This window comes from Streptomyces sp. NPDC048255 (assembly GCF_040652415.1).
In the GTDB taxonomy this organism is placed as follows: Bacteria; Actinomycetota; Actinomycetes; order Streptomycetales; family Streptomycetaceae; genus Streptomyces.
The window spans coordinates 1-14,947 of sequence record NZ_JBEZMA010000068.1; the positions used below are offsets into that span (position 1 = coordinate 1).

Sequence of the window (14,947 nt, forward strand, 5' to 3'; positions counted from 1 at the left end):
CACGCCGGGAACCGTCCGATCGGGCTCTCAACAAACCCACAACACCCCAGGCCAGCCAACAGCCAGCACACCAACCACCACCCCCTCCAGCGTCACGCCGGTTGATTCCGACGATCCGGCACGCTTCCGTGTTGCTTACTCAGCGGTGAGCTTCTTCCGTCCCTGCGGCTGCCGTCCTCACGGATCTCGAAGTGCGTGCCACCCTTTGAGCTGCGGTGTTGCAACGACTCCCAGAACCTAAGGAAGTCTCCGGGGCCTTCCGCTGTCGCCCTGGGCCGGAAGGGCCGCATGGCGGTCGTGCGTGGGTGCTCAGTGCGGCCCGAGCACACCTACTTCAGAGATGTGAATTCGTGCTTTTCCGGGCTCGTCTCCCGCCACAGTACGGTCACACCGTCGATCGTTCCGACCCAGAGCGAGCCGAAGCATCCGGTTCCGAACTTCAGCTGGATCCTCGTCGCCCCCTGACCCGTGTCTATTGTCGACCAGGTGCCGGCCCCTGGATCCGGAACCCCTTCACGGCAGTCCCGTTTGCCGAAGTCGACACCCTTGGATTCGAATGAGCTGTCCGCCTTGAGAGCGACTTCGGCTCCATCCTTGCCCCAGGAGCGGACCAGTGAGTCTCGATCGGCCGAGACCCCCTTCGGATACCCCGCCCCGGCGTCCTCAAGGGCCGCACAGGAAGACACGACAGGAGCGGAAAGAGCCAGGACCAGTGCGACCGCTCGAATCGATTTGAGGGTTCTCATTTATTCGGACTCCCGTAGTTGTAATTTCGCGGAATTACCACCCGGAAGACGATCGTCATGGCCTGCCCCTTCCCGTGCCCCAAGACGCCGACATGGTCGACATTCTTCTGCAGGAACTTATCCGCCGGAGTGCCATAGCCCGTCTTGGCGTGGGCGAAGGACGAGACCGTCATTCCATTGGTGATGCTGATACGCGCCTGAACGCCATTTACTCCTTCGCGGAGTATCTCATAGTTCGCTGTGTACGAACCCAGAACAGCCGTGGCAAGCTTGGCGTCATCGTGCGTGGCGATTGCGGTCAGGTCCTCCCTGAGCTGACTGGACTGGCCGGCCGCATCCTTGTCGCCGATGGAGTTGGAGGTCAACTCACCGGACCTCTGACCGTTTCCGTAGAAGAGCTGCCCGATTTCATTTCGGTGCGCTGCAGTGAGATCGCTCTTCATCACGTCTCGCGCGACCTGACTGTTTTCCCCATAGGTCATTTCGGGCGACAATGCCCCCATTGCCCAAAGGAATCCCACCATGGTCACCGACCCGTTGTTCTGCCCCCCGTAGACGGCGTCTTCGGGGTTGCAGGACAGGACCGGATCGAACTGGCACGCCCGCTCCTTCGCGTACTCGGGGGCCGCGATGGTGGGAGGGATGTAGGGGAGCGGCGTGATGATGCTGACGAAGGAGCCGGGCTTGTTGCCGGAACCGCCGTTGCCCCCCTGTTTGCCACCACCGCCACCACCGCCGCCACCGCCACCTCCACCGCCGCCGCCGCCACCTCCACCGCCGCCCCCACCGTCGTCGTTATCGTCCATGTCCTCGATGTAAGCGCCGTTGGTCCAGCCGCCGCCACCGCAGTAGCCGTAGCTGCCGCAGCTCTCGAGGCCCGTCGGGTCGCTGAAGGTGAGCGGGCTGTTGTTCGCGTAGCTGTAGCCGTTGAGGGACTGGTGCTGGTCAAGGCTCAATGCGGGGTCGACGCTGATGAACTGGCCGAGGGCCGCGTCGTACTCGCGTGCGCCGACGTGGGTCAAGTTCGTGCCGGTGTCCTCCGGCTTGTCGAGGAAGCGTTTGTCGTCAGGCCAGTTGGCGGCCGCCGGTCCGCGCGCCGAGCCGAACGGGGTGGTGTAGCGCTTGGACACCGCCTGGGTGTCGTCGGCGGAGATGGTCAGGGACGAGGTGCCGTGGGCGTCGGCCGCGACGAAGGACAGCTTGGCGGTGCCGGATTCGTTGGTCAGTACCGCGACCTTGACGGCCGCGATGCTGTAGGAGCGGACTGCCCACTTCTTGGCGCCCTTGAGGTGCACCTCGTTGGATCCCGCGTAGAGGACGGTCTCGCCCACCGGGTCGCGGCGGATGAGGAGCTCGCCGTCGGCGTCGTAGACGTAGTCGGTGGCGGTGGCGCCCTCCGTAGTCGTGGTCAGCTTGCCCTCCGGGCCCCAGTTCAGGGTCTGGGAGGTGGCGCTGCCCGGCGTCTCGGCGCGCTTGGTGGTGTTGCCGGTCGCGTCGTAGGTGTACTGGGGGGCAACGCCCGCGCAGGTGCCGCCGGTGGTGGTGGCCGCCACGGCGTGCGGGCGGGCCGGGTCGTAGCAGTAGGTACGGGTCTGCGGGGTCCCGGTGTTGGTCTTCTCCGTGGCCCGCTGGCCCGACGCCGTGTAGGTGTAGCTGTTCCAGTACGGGGCGGCGCCGTCGAGGTTGGCGGCGGTGCGCCCGGCGGCCGCGCAGTTCGCGGTCTTCGGGGTCCAGGCCTCGGTCAGACGCCGCTGGGCGTCGTAGGCGAAGCACTGGTGGTCGGCCTTGGTGAAACCGCTGAGCGGGGCCGAGTCGAAGATCGACAGGACGTTGCCGGCCTGGTCGTATGTGTAGGTCAGCTCCTGCAGCATGCCGTTGTGGGTCTGGTCGTTGACCGTGGACTTCAGCAGACGGCGGGTGCCCTCCTCGTAGGTGTTGCCGATGAACGTCTTGCGGACACCGGCGGCCGCGGACCGGGCCAGCGTCAGCTGCTCGATCTCACCGATCGGCGAGTACGCCACGTCCTGCACGTAGTCCGTGGTGCCGGAAAGCCCCTTCGGCAGGCCGAAGTTGTTGTAGTTGACCTGGAGGGTCTCGGCTGGCAGACCTGCGACCGCCGGTGCTGCCACCGTGTTCGCAGTCCCGTCGAGCCGGTAGGTCATCGTGTGGTCGGTGGTGGCCGCGATGGCGCCCGAGGTGACGAGCGGGTCGTCGGAGGGCAGGGTCAGCCGGGTCGTCGTCGGACGGCCCAGGGTGTCGTAGGCGGTGACGGACTTGGTGTACGCCTTGCCCGTCCGGCCGCCCTCGTAACGGGTGGAGGCCGTGGGAGCCCCCTTACGGACGCTGTCGTAGGTCCAGGCCGCGAGCTGGTTGGCGTCGGACTTCGGCGACTTCCACAGACCGGTCTTGCGACCGACCTCGTCGTAGGCGTACTCCAGGACCGTGTTGCGCGAGTCCTTCGTGGTCGCGATCTGGTCGAGCGCGGTGTAGGTGGTGGTACCGGTGCCCTTGTCGGGGTCCGTAGCGGTGGTGGTCCTGCCGAAGAGGTCGTAGCCGTACGTCCACTTGGCGTTGTCTGGGCCGATGGTCGTGGCCTGCTTGCCGTCGACCGTGTACGTCTGCTTCACGCTGGTGTACGGGGTACCGGGCGCGGTGCCGCCATAGGCGAGGTCGCTCGGCGTCGTCCCCGAGTAGGTCCGGGTCTCGACGGTCCGTCCCAGTGCGTCGGTGATCGTACGGGTCGCGGTGCCGCCCTGGAGGGCCGTGGTGGCGGTCGAGTCACCGGTATAGCTGGTGGTGGTGGACTGCTTCTGCACTCCGTAGACGAGGAGCGAGGAAGTGACCGGTCGGCCGAGGCCGTCGAACACGGTCGCCGTCTGCGACGGCGTGCTGCCGTACTCGGCGCGGGCGTAGACGCCTTCCGGCCCCTTGTCCTTGTCCCAGATGTCGGCGTACGACTCGTAGGCCAGGCCGCGGGAGTCGTAGCGGGTGTCCGTAAGGATCCGGCCGCCGTTCGGCGACGGGGTCTGCGTCTGCAGCGGGCGGAGCAGTGCGTCGGCGATCGTGTAGACCGTCTTGTAGGTCGTACCGTCGGCCGTCAGCGTGCTGACCGAGGTCCACGGCTGCTTGCCGCGTTCCAGGAGGTAGTCGTACTTGGCGTTCGGGGACTGCGACTGGCCGCGGTTGGGCAGCCAGGTGGCGGTCACGCGGCCGAGGCCGTCGTAGGTGTTGAAGGTCGAGGCCATGTTGGCGTCGATGGATCGCACGGTTGAGCCGCGCAGGTCCGTGTAGCTGTAGCTCTTGTGCTGCTGCCCGTTCGAGGCGAGCTTTGGCTCCGTGACTACCGTGACTTCCAGCGGGCCCGCGGCTGCGGGTGTGTAGCTGGTCGTGGTCGTGTTTCCGGCCGCGTCACTGACGCTCAGCGGACGGCCGAGCTTGGAGGTGGCCGTGTCGTAGGTGGTCTTGGTGACGGTCTGCCAGCCGGCGCCGCCGGCCGGGTTGCGGTCGGCGGCGCCGGCTGCCGCCGGGTAGGCCTGGGCGCGGCCGGTCCAGGTGGGCAGGCCCAGGGTCGGGGTCTGGTTCGCTGTCCAGCCGGTTGCGGCGTTGTCGTCGTACACGGTGGCCAGGTCCGACAGGACGTCGCCACGGGTCGCCGAGTTGGCGGGCAGGCTCAGCTTGTCGTCCGTGACCGAGCACTCCGCGCCGACAGTGCGGTTGCGGGAAGGCAGGCCGGAGATGCCCTTGGCATCGTTGCGGGCGTACCAGGTACGGGTGCAGGTCTCGTCGCCGGTCTTGGCGGTGTCACCGGCCGACGAGATCGACGTGGGCAGGCCGTAGGCGTCGTAGGCGGTATCGGTACGGGTGGTCCGCCAGGTGTTGGAGCCCGTCAGGAAAGTGTGCTTGTACGCGGTCTGCGAGCGGACGAAGAAGGCCTTGATGTTGGCGTACGACTTCTGCTGGCTCGCGGTCTCCTTGCTCCACGGGTCCGTGACGGACACCGAGAGCGGCGTGTTCCCGTCATACGTGATCTGCTGGCGCTGGAAGCCCGCGTACTGGTCGTCGTCGTTGACGTCGGGGATGGTCAGGCCCGGCACGGGTACGGCCGCGACCGTGGTGGTGCGGGTGGCCGTCATGCCCTTGCGGGTGTCGCCGCGCATGCCCTGCATGAAGACCTTGACGGTCTTCGAGCGGGTCTTGCCGACGGCTCCGGTGTAGGCGGTGATCTTGCCGTAGCCCCGCCAGTCGGACCAGGTGCGCTCGTCCTCGGGAGTCAGCGGGTCGTCGTTGTGGTGCCAGCCCGGGTTCGCGTACTCGTAGGCGTTCTCCACGAGGTCGTTCTGTCCGGCCGGGTCGGCGACGGTGACTGCCGTGACGTTGTACTTGTGGAACCAGTCGAGCTTGGGGTCACCGCCGTTGATCGGCCAGTACACCGGGTAGCAGGACAGCGAGTTGTCGTCCTCCGCCACCGGCATCTTGGAGCCGCGCACGCACTCCGGGTTGGAGAGGGTGACCGTGGTGATGGCGCCCGTCTCGGACGTGATCGTGTTGATGCGGGGGCGGTTGAGCGGGACGATGTTGTCCCCGTCGATGTCCACCCGGTTCGGCTTCATGTGGTAGGTGAAGTCCACCGGCGGGACCTCGACCGTACCGCCGTTCTTGCCCGTGCGCTTGATGGACTTCAGGACCAGGGACTGGTCGCTGGTGTCACCGAGGTCGCCCGGGTCCAGGTACTCCTGTGCCAGGTCGAAGGTGTCCACCGGGGCGTAGTTGTCCGGCTCCAGGGCCGTGGACCACGCGAAGGTGTTGATCGCCGTCATCCGCTTGCGGGTGAAGAAGGCGGGCCCGGACGCCCGGCAGTCGGTTTCGCTTGCCGAGCAGATCGAGTCGAAGGGGACGTCGGGCCAGTTGTCCGAAGTGTCCTTCGTCAGGTTGGTGCAGCTCGTCGCGAAGCACCGCTCCTTGTAGTCGAAAGTGACCTTGTGGGAGGGCGTGCCGGTGAAGAGTGAGTCCGCGCGCTGGCCGTAGCGGATCTCGGAGAGAGTGCCGCCGCGCGTGTAGGGCAGCAGCTTGGTCTTGTCGCCGTTCTTCGCGTAGTTGTTCGTCTCCGCGGCGTACCAGTAGGTGGCGGCGTTGCCGTGAACGTCCTGCACCATGTCCACGTTCCAGCGCCAGGCCTGGGTCTCGTAGCGGCTGGCGAAGGTCGAGCCCTTGCTGTAGCCGGGCTCGCCGGAATCGTCACCGAAGACCGGGACGCTCCACGTGGAGTTGGTGCGCTCGGAGCCCGCACCTGGGAGCTTGTTCAGGCCGAAGGTGTAGGTCGTACCGTCCCCGGTGACCACCTTCCAGTACTCGCCATCGTTGTCGCCGTTGTCCGCGCCCGTCCCCCAGGTCACCTGGGAGGCGTCGTCGTCCTTCAGACGCCACTTGCCCGTCGCATCGTCCTTGACGAGCTCGCTGGACTTGCCGTTCAGGACGAGCGAGGCATTTTCGTACTTCCAGCACAGGTCGAACTTGTCATCCTGTCCGTCATCGTCGCATGAGCCGTACTTGCGCTCGATGTACGAGGAGGTCAGGTCGAAGCCCTCGCCGACCTGCGAGCCCTGGTTGTTGGAGTTCGCGGTCCGGCCGTCGACGGTCCCCGAACTGTACGAGAGCGACAGCGAAGGTGTAGGACCCGCCGCGGCGCCCGGAACCGTCAACGGATAGGACCAGGCGAACGCCCCGGACGCGGCTCCCGACTCCCAGCTGGAGGAGGCCGCGAGCGGGGTCGCCGCGAAGTCGCCCCCGCCCTGGGGCGAGGCCGTTTCCGTCGCCATCACGGCGAAAACCGCCGGAGCCTCGGCCGCCGGGGCCTTGGTCTTGGCGGCGGTCTTGGTGGTGTTCGTGGTTCCGGCGGGGAGCGAGGTGACGTCGGCCGTCACCGTGCGGTTCTTGATGTCGTTGGCCGAGGGCAGCGGGGTGGTCTTTCGGCACTCCGCCTTCTCGGGCGTCGTCAGCGCACAGGCGGGCAGGCTGACCAGCCCCAAGCGGGTGGACCAGCTGCCACCGACCGCCGAGGCGAAGGAACCGTAATCGACGGTCAGCTGCGCCGGCCCGTTGGTGGGACCGGTGGCCGAGAAGAGCACGCCGGTGATCCCGGCCTTCTCGGCCGCCTTCTGGTCGAGGACCTTGACGGTCGACTTCCCGACCGCTCCCTCCGGAGCCGCGGCGGGCGCCGCCGGCCCCTTGGTCACGGACGGATTGAGCAGCGGGCTCTTGGCCCGAGCCGTGGACCGTACGTCGACCAGCAGGCGCGAGCCCGACCGTACGGCCGAACCCTCCAGCGTGGCCGCCTTCGGCCAGTCGCCCTTGGCCTCGGCGCGGGCCCGGTCCGCCTGGACCTTGTTCTCGGCCTGGTTCCTGGCCACCAACTCCCGGGCTTCCTTGGCGCCCTGCGCGTTGACGGCCCGGACCTCGGCGTCCTTGTGCTTCGCGATCTTCGGGGCACCCGGAAGGTCCGCGGCCTCCGCTATCGGGGTGATGGCCCCCGGCACCACGAGGGCCAGGGCCAGTGCGGCCGCCAGCGGCAGCCGGCGGCAGATTGTTCCGCCTGGTGGTCGGATGGACACGAATGCTCCAAACCCGCAGGTCCGGGCACTCAGCGTCCGCCGGGCGGGACAGCACGGTCTCCGCACGGGGCACCGGCAGCACCGTCTCGCCTTCGGAGTACTGGCACTTCCACCCCCTGGCCTCGACAAGATCGAGAACCACCTGCCAGTCCTCCACCGAACAATCCGGGACACGCACGTCCGGCAGCGACCCCATCGGGTCCGGAGTCGAAGAAACAGCTCACGTCATCCCACAGAAGATCAGCCACACCGCCGTGCTGCCTGGCCGTTCGATCCAACGCAGCCTCGATTTCCTTCCGCACCGGCCGCTAGGTGGAGGTGGTCCCGCTCGACTCCGCAATGCCGGCCGACGACTACCGCGGCGCAACCCGCACCAGAGCCCTATGCCGAGCCGTCCCGAAAAGCTCCTATTGGGGGATGTGTGCAATCAGTTCGTCTGGCTTTGTTCACGTTCAGCAACAGCGTCTGTCTGTCAGTTTGGGCGGCGGTTGGATCGCTCGCCAGGCGCCGACGGGTCATCTCCACGCCGCGCAGCGTCATCCGCAGCGCCATGACGAACTGGCAGGAGTCGAGGATCGTGGTGTAGTCGGCACTGAGCAGGAGGCGTTGCAACGTTCGGGGAGGAGCCGGAACAGGACTGCCGTGGGAGCAGGACGTCACCGCTGGCAGCGCCCGAACGTCACCACGTAGGTCGCGGCGCCGCTCGCGCCGGCTCCGGCCCGGTCCGCGGCGCCGGCCAGCGCCGCGCTGCCGATTTCGCGCAGCGTCCCGTTGAGGATGTTCGCGCGGTGGCCCGGGCTGTTCATCCACCATCTGACGGCGGCGCTCGGCGTGCCCGAGGTGCCCCAGCCGGTGTACGTGATCTCAGCGACCTGCCACGACCGGGGGTTCGGGCAGTAGCCAGCCCCCATGATGCGACTCTGCGGTGTCGAGCCCGTCTGTGGGTTGGTGTGCGAGTCCTTGCCCGGCCCCCACCACTTCAGCTGCACGGCCGCAGCGGCGTGCTGCCGGGCCGCGGTGTTCAGGGCAGAGTTGACGGTTAGCGCCGGCAGCCCGCGCTGCGTGCGCTGCGCGTTGATCAGGCCCACCACATCCCCGGGCTGGGCAGCTGCGTCCGGGGACGCGGCAGCGGGTACCAGCGTCGCCGCCAGGATGGCGGCAACGGCCGGACCGATGAGTCTCCGGGTCCGTGAAGCAGTGCATTTCACGAGGTACACCTCCCGCGACCACGAACAGTGGTTTCGAGCGCTTGGGTGAGGCGACCAGTCGCTTTCGCTTCGACGTCATTTCCAGGCTCCCATCCGGACCACCCGGTCGCCACCGGAGGCTGGTCCGGCCGCTGCCGGTGGAGAAACGGCCCTTCGGGAATACGAATGGGCCAGCGCCCCGGAACGCTTCGCGGAGAACCTCGCCGCCGCGGCCTACTACGAGCAGCACGGGACCCTGGCCGCGCCGCGGCACGCGACCGCGCTGTGCAAGCCGGTCGGGCACTGGCTGACCAACGTCCGCCGGCCCGGCGGGTTCGGCAAAAACCCGTACGGGCCGACCGGCGGGCCGCCGCCCTCGCCGCGATCGATGAGGAGTGGAACCCGGGTGCGCTCGGGTGGACGGTGAACTGGCAACGCCAGTACGCGGGCCTGCGGACCCTGCTGGCGGGCGGAGCACGCCTGGCCAGCATCATGCCGAGGGTGACCATGGCACGGCGAGGACATCGGCCGGTGGACGGCCACCCAGCCCCGCGACTTCCACCGGCTCAACCAGGAAATGCAGGTAGAACTCGGGATCGTCGACCGGCGGAAGCGAACTCCGGGGCCTCGTCGGTCAGCACCGAACCACCCGTAACGCGGCTCGGCAGGTCCCAGCAGATCCCGCCGAGGATCAGCACGCCCCAGCCAAGGGCTCAGGTGCGGCGGTCTGGGATGGGCTGTTCGTGCTGGCTTGGGTAAGTGGCGAGAGCTGTGATGGCTCCGGCAGTGGCGATTGCGGAGAGCAGGGCGAAGAGAGGCGCATAGCCGCCGAGGGGAGCGGCCAGAAGTGCTCCGGCGAACGGGGGCGAGGGCTGCCGCTGCGTGGGCGGGTGCTCCGAGGACTCCGGAGAGCTAGCCATAGTGGGCGGCGCCTCAGCGGTCGGTGACGGTGGTGGCCCGAATTCACCGGAGAAACGATCACGATTGCGGGTGGGGCCGCCCGGATGCCCGGGCGCGGCTACGAGCCTGGAGGCAGGCGGTCCAGTCGGTGCCGGCAAGGTAGCCGACCGCCGCCGCGGTCGCCCGCGGCCGACACCGCACAGCGCACCCGTAGCTTCCGTCAGCCGATCCGCCGCCCACCCCTCACCCACCGGCCCCCGCAGGCCGCGCGCACCTGCTCCGGGTCGGCGGCCTCCACCACCCCCGCGACCACACCCCCCGGTCGGCGTCAGCCGACGGGACCAGGGCCGAGCCGACCGCCCACCGCCAGGCCGCCAGGCCGCCAGGCCGCCAGGCCGCCAGAGGCACCCGCAGCCGGCCTGCAGCCTGCCCCTCCTCGTAGCTCTCACGTACCGAACGCGCGATGAACCGCACTCCGATCACACATCGGCGCGGCCAGACGATCAGGCCGCGCCGGAAACATGTCGAAAGATCCTGGTTGCCGTCAATCTCTCCGATTTCAGGACGAGTTGGGAACACAACGAACAAGCCGCCCACGCGTACGCGAGGCGCGGATTCACCCCTGCGGGGGAGACGAAGCCCGTCCCCACAGCCGCCAGGACAGGAACAGCTCGGAGACGCCGCAGACGACGCCCGCGACCGCTTCCAGGGCTGACTCGACAGCCCGCGCAGGGGCGGGCACCGGTAGGTGGCCGACCCCTGCGGCGTACTCAGCCCGACGCCGCGGCGGCCCCCTGGCCCGAACCCCGGCACGTCGTCCACGGTGACGTCCAGGCGCAGCCGCTGGAACCTGAGCAAGCGACGGAAAACGCCCCGGTCAACGGCCCGATCGGCGCTGAACTCCGCCACCAGGTCCGGGCGGGCGAGCATCACGTCCAGAACGTCACGACTCCCCAGACCGAGGCGAACTTGACCTCCGTCCAGGGGTGCCCGGGACGGGCCGCGGCCAGGCGCTCGGCAACCTGCCGGGCCACGTCCAGGCGCAGGGGCACCGTGCGGCCGACAGCGCGCAGCCGGCCCTCGCGGTCTGGAGGCCGAGGATCAGGAACTGCGGGCGGGCGAGGGTGCCCGTGAGCGCGCCGATGATCGCTTCGGTGGTGTCCCGCCTTCTGATCTGGTCCACCCCCGGTATCCGGGCAGGTGGCGGCTGGTCAGGGGCACCCGCGCCGGGCACCAGTCGCGCGCCTACGGCGAGAACGTCGCCTACGACTACAGGACCTGCGCCAAGGTCGTGAACGCCTGGATACACAGCCCCGGCCACAAGGCGAGCACCCTCAACTACTTCTTCGAGGAGGTCGGCGTCGGCGTCTCCGGGACCAGCCACCACTGGACCCAGAACTTCGCGACGGCCGGTCGAGACCGCGCGACCGGCATGGTGCCCGCACCACGCCGGTCGCCCCTCCACCCAGCAGCCTTCGTCCCACCGCCACCGTCCGATACAGGCTTCACCGGCCGGTCCCGACTGGGCGGCGGCACCGGCGCCGCCGCGGTCAGGCCGTCGCAGCCGCAGCCGCAGCGTGGGTACGGGCCCGCATGCGTGCCGCGTCCGCGCGCGGCGGCGCGCCGAACTGCCGTTTGTACTCGCGGCTGAACTGCGAGGGGCTGTCGTATCCCACGCTGGAGGCGACGCCGGTCACATCGTGCAAGCGACGGGCCAGCAGCAGCCGCGCCGCCTGCAGCCGGATCTGCTTCTGGAACTGGATCGGGCTCATCGCCGTGACCGACTGGAAGTTCCGGTGGAACGCGGAGACGCTCATCCCGGAGGACCGGGCCAGGTCTTCGACGCGGAAGGCCTCTGCGTAATTGTCGCGGATCCAGCCCACTGCCCGGGTGATGTGCGTCAGGCCGCTGTCCGCCAGGCCGAGCTGCCGGACGGCTTCGCCCTGCTCCCCCGTCATCAGCCGCCACAGGATCTCCCGCTTGACCAACGGGACCAGCACCCGGCGGTCACGCGGCCGGTCCAGCAGGCGCAGCAGGCGCACGATCGCGTCGATCAGCCCTGCCGGTGCGTCGCTGACCGTGATCCCGGGCCGGGCCGACCGGGTCGAAGGCGGCAGGTCGCCCGGCCCCGCCTGCAGCATCAGCTCCGCGATGACGGCGGGCTCCAGCGTCATGCCGAAACCGAGTTCGGGTCCCTGGGCGATGCGTCCGACCACCGGCAGGTCGGCCGAGGCGACGAGGTACTGACCGACGCCGTATTCGTACACCCTGTCTCCGAGCGCGAGCCGCTTGGCCCCCTGGGCGATGACTGCGAGCATCACGCCGGACATCGCGTACTCCGGCTCGGCGCCCGGTTCTGCCCGGCAGATCCGGACGCCGTCGATGGCCGTATTCAGATCGGGCCGCGCATGGCGGCCCAGCAGGTCGCGGAGCTCGTCGAGGGACATGCCCCCATCTCACCACGAGACCCGGCAGGATCCCCCGACTCGGGGCAGGATCGTGCAAGGACGCGCGGAGATCGGGCGAGTCTCCGCGCCGGGCCGGGGGAAGGGGGCGGGGGCGTGCAGCCGGCGTACGACTACGACCCGGTGCCCTGCTCCTCGTAGTGGGCTATCAGCCGGCCGCGGGCGATGGCATGGAACCGCAGGTGGAATCCCACCAGGGCCGGCGTCGCGTCCGCATCCGGGCCCAGCTTCTCCCGGTCGACGGCGTACACCGTGAACACGTACCGGTGCGAGCCGTCCCCTTCCGGGGGCGCGGCCCCGCCGAAGTCCCTGCTGCCGTAGTCGTTCCGCACCTGCACGGCACCGGCGGGCAATCCTTCGAATCCCCCGGTTCCGGCCCCCGCCGGCAGCTCGGCGACGTCCGCCGGGATGTCGAAGACCGTCCAGTGCCAGAACCCGCTGCCGGTCGGTGCGTCCGGGTCGTAGCACGTGACCGCGTAGCTGCCGGTGCCCTCCGGTCCGGCAGACCAGCCGATCTGCGGCGAGGAGTTGCCCTTCGCGTACACATGGGCGTCCGGGAGGGTCCCGCCGTCGCTCAGGTCCGTGCTGTTCACCGACAGCTCGCGCACCTGCGGGTGGAAGTCGTGCGGCAGCGGACGCCGTTGCACCTGATCACTCAATTTCTTGGTCCTTCTTCGTGTCTACAAGGGGTGTTCCCCGGGGCTCGGGTGCACGTCCCCATCGGAGCACGTATCCGGCGGGGGCGGGGTGTCGCCGGGAGGATCGTGCAAGAACCCGCGACCTTTGCCCGGCACGAGGCGCGGGAGTCGCATCGAGGACACGTCACCGAGCGCCGGCAGCAGCGGCGCTCTTCCCACGGGCGCACTGATCCGATGTCACATCGCCGCCCCCGCCGGCACCGGACACGGTGGCTTCTGCGACGCCTGGCCTGGCCCTCCTGCGATCCCGTCCGGCGAGTTGTACGGCATCCCCGGTGCACGGTTTTCGCCGGCTTCCCCCGAGGGCATCACGATGATCTGGCTGGGCGCACCAGCCCGCATTCTCCTGAACGGGAACTCCCCGGCTGCGTGGAAGGCCGCGCGCGTCCCGCGGGAGACAACTTCCGTCCGCTCCAGACTCCGCGGCTGCTGTCAGTGGCCTCTGCCAGGATGCCCCGGTCAGAGCCACAATCCGGAAAGATCACGGGAACCTGGGACGTCGGCCCCTTCGACAATGACACCCCGGCCGACTGCTGCGACACCCTCGACGACGCTGCCGCAGGCGACCGGGAGGGCATCGTCCGTGCCGCCCTCACCCGGGCGCGCGGCCGACGACCTCGACGCGTCCATATCCGAGGAAGCCATCGCAACGGATGCTCCCGGCGCAATGCCCCGGCGGCGATCCGGCCGGTCCCCCTACGGGCCGAAGTGCACGATGCTGCAAGGTCCTCAACTATGCCGAAGGCTTGATCACCACCGGGTAGGCATCGGGCTGGCACGCGTTCCGGCAGTTCCGCGATCATGTCCGCCCCCTCCGAGCCACAGCACTAAGGCCGTGTCTGGCAATTTGTTTCGGACATGCCGTCGGGAGCGTGCGGATAGTGAAGTAGCTTTCCAGGGTTGTGAACCCGAGGGGCGGGAGTTGGCATGGAAGAGCAAGGCACACTGGACTTGATCCACTTGACAGACATCGAGGGCAACAGCGTGGTCGTTCGTGTAACAGGCCAAGAAGGCCGAGCATCTCAGCACGACACCGCCACCCTGGTCGGCGAGATCAGTGTCGGTACCAGCTTCGTCAAGGGGAGCCTCAAGACCTGGATCTTCCCTCAGGATCTCGCGGACTGGGAGACGGCCCTCAGCGTCCTGGCCCGTGGGGAAAGCGTCTCTTGGAGGGAGGTCCAGAGAGCAACAGAACTGCACGTCGACCTCGAAGAGGGCCTTGAACGTGCCACAGTTTCGGTTGCCGATCGCTCGATGTCCCTGGCGAGTGTCCAGGTCACCATTGAGTTGGCTGATGGCTGGCTCGAAGACCATCGTGCCCGGCTGGACAGAGTCCGGCAGGCGTGGCCGATGCGTCGCCACTGAAGGCGTCTTCTTCGCCCGGTGCTCCGCCAGCGTTCACGTGTCAGTGCCACACAGCCACAGGACGAGCGAAGCGAGGTGCAGCCCGGCGCAGTAGCGGCTGGCGAGCTTGTCGAACCGCGTCGCGATCGCTCGGAACTGCTTCAGTCGGCTGGAGCAGCGCCCCACCACGTTGCGTCCCTTGTATGCCTCCTCGTTGAAGGCCGACGGGCGGCCGCCCAGCGAGCCTCGCCGAAGGCGGTTGGCGACCTGATCGGCACGCTCGGGGATGGTGGCCCTTGATGCTGCGGCGCCGCAGCCAGGCCCGGATTGCTCGGGAGGAGTACGCCTTGTCTGCCAGGACCTCATTGGGGCGGGTGCGGGGCCTTCCGCGGCCCTGTCGTGGAACGCGGATGGCGTCCAGTACTGCCTCGAACACAGTCGAGACATTGGTGTTACCTGGCGTAAGCACGACAGACAACGGCAGGCCGCGGCCGTCGACCGCCAGGTGAACCTTGGTGGTTAGCCCGCCCCGGGACCGGCCGAGGGCCTGTCGCGCCGCCGATCGTTGCGGATCTTCTAGTTTGTCCCCACCGGGTCCCCCTTTTTGCGGGCACCAGCGGCATGTTGATGGGCCCGGTTGACGGTGGAGTCCACCGATACCGTCCACTCGATCGTGCCGATTGCGTCGTCGCAGATCTGGACGTGCTCCAGCAGCCGGGCCCAGGTGCCGTCCGTCTCCCAGCGGGCGAACCGCTCGTACGCGGTCTGCCAAGGCCCGTACCGCTCGGGCAGGTCCCGCCATGGCGCCCCCGTCCGCAGTCGCCACAGCACCCCACTGACCACCTGCCGGTGGTCTCGCCATGGTCTGCCGCGTCCGTCTCCCATCGGAAGCAGCGGCGCTATCCGCTCCCAAGCTCGATCCGTCAGCTCCCCTCGACCCACCACAAGATCAATTATCAGACAGGACCTAAGGCCCGTCCGGCGGATCAGGTGACCGTC

9 protein-coding genes and 2 pseudogenes are annotated in these 14,947 nt (G+C 68.5%); 3 read left to right on the plus strand and 8 right to left on the minus strand.

What is annotated here, in order from left to right; all coding sequences use genetic code 11:
- Nucleotides 1-329: 329 nt before the first annotated feature.
- The 5 genes and pseudogenes from AB0D94_RS32795 to AB0D94_RS32815 all read right to left on the minus strand — a co-directional run bounded on the left by AB0D94_RS32795 (nt 330) and on the right by AB0D94_RS32815 (nt 10,493).
- Nucleotides 330-746, minus strand: a complete 417-nt coding sequence (locus AB0D94_RS32795; RefSeq protein ID WP_362059656.1) for a hypothetical protein — start codon at nt 744-746, stop codon at nt 330-332.
- Entirely contained in the window at nt 743-7,354 is a 6,612-nt protein-coding gene (locus AB0D94_RS32800; protein ID WP_362059659.1) for an RHS repeat-associated core domain-containing protein, read from the minus strand. Before AB0D94_RS32800 ends, AB0D94_RS32795 begins: the two co-directional genes overlap by 4 nt.
- Before the next feature lie 7 nt (nt 7,355-7,361).
- A pseudogene (locus AB0D94_RS32805) lies at nt 7,362-7,602 on the minus strand (hypothetical protein); the annotation flags it as partial.
- Nucleotides 7,603-8,010: 408 nt separating this feature from the next.
- The gene (locus tag AB0D94_RS32810; protein ID WP_362059662.1) at nt 8,011-8,445 is read right to left on the minus strand and encodes a CAP domain-containing protein; all 435 of its coding nucleotides are present in this window, start codon (nt 8,443-8,445) and stop codon (nt 8,011-8,013) included.
- Between the two features lie 1,925 nt (nt 8,446-10,370).
- The gene (locus AB0D94_RS32815) at nt 10,371-10,493 is read right to left on the minus strand and encodes a hypothetical protein (protein ID WP_362059665.1); all 123 of its coding nucleotides are present in this window, start codon (nt 10,491-10,493) and stop codon (nt 10,371-10,373) included.
- A 155-nt stretch (nt 10,494-10,648) separates the two neighbouring features.
- Between AB0D94_RS32815 and AB0D94_RS32820 the strand changes: the two genes are divergently transcribed.
- A complete protein-coding gene (locus AB0D94_RS32820) occupies nt 10,649-11,092 on the plus strand; it encodes a CAP domain-containing protein (RefSeq protein WP_362059720.1) in 444 nt (147 codons plus the stop codon).
- Here AB0D94_RS32820 and AB0D94_RS32825 read toward each other — a convergent pair.
- Nucleotides 10,992-11,888, minus strand: coding sequence for an AraC family transcriptional regulator (locus AB0D94_RS32825; RefSeq protein ID WP_362059668.1), 897 nt, complete (start codon nt 11,886-11,888; stop codon nt 10,992-10,994). The genes AB0D94_RS32820 and AB0D94_RS32825 overlap by 101 nt on opposite strands.
- Before the next feature lie 131 nt (nt 11,889-12,019).
- Nucleotides 12,020-12,565 (minus strand): YbhB/YbcL family Raf kinase inhibitor-like protein, encoded by a 546-nt coding sequence (locus AB0D94_RS32830; protein WP_362059671.1) that lies wholly within the window; start codon nt 12,563-12,565, stop codon nt 12,020-12,022.
- 489 nt (nt 12,566-13,054) lie between these two features.
- Here AB0D94_RS32830 and AB0D94_RS32835 point away from each other — a divergent pair, with 489 nt between their 5' ends.
- Both AB0D94_RS32835 and AB0D94_RS32840 read left to right on the plus strand, forming a co-directional pair.
- Nucleotides 13,055-13,354: a DUF4259 domain-containing protein gene (locus tag AB0D94_RS32835; protein ID WP_362059723.1), complete on the plus strand. Its 300-nt coding sequence runs from the start codon at nt 13,055-13,057 to the stop codon at nt 13,352-13,354.
- A 177-nt stretch (nt 13,355-13,531) separates the two neighbouring features.
- Nucleotides 13,532-13,969, plus strand: coding sequence for a DUF5959 family protein (locus tag AB0D94_RS32840; RefSeq protein ID WP_362059674.1), 438 nt, complete (start codon nt 13,532-13,534; stop codon nt 13,967-13,969).
- 33 nt (nt 13,970-14,002) lie between these two features.
- On the opposite strand, the pseudogene AB0D94_RS32845 reads toward AB0D94_RS32840, so the two are convergent.
- Nucleotides 14,003-14,890: pseudogene (locus tag AB0D94_RS32845) on the minus strand (IS5 family transposase).
- Nucleotides 14,891-14,947 lie beyond the last annotated feature (57 nt).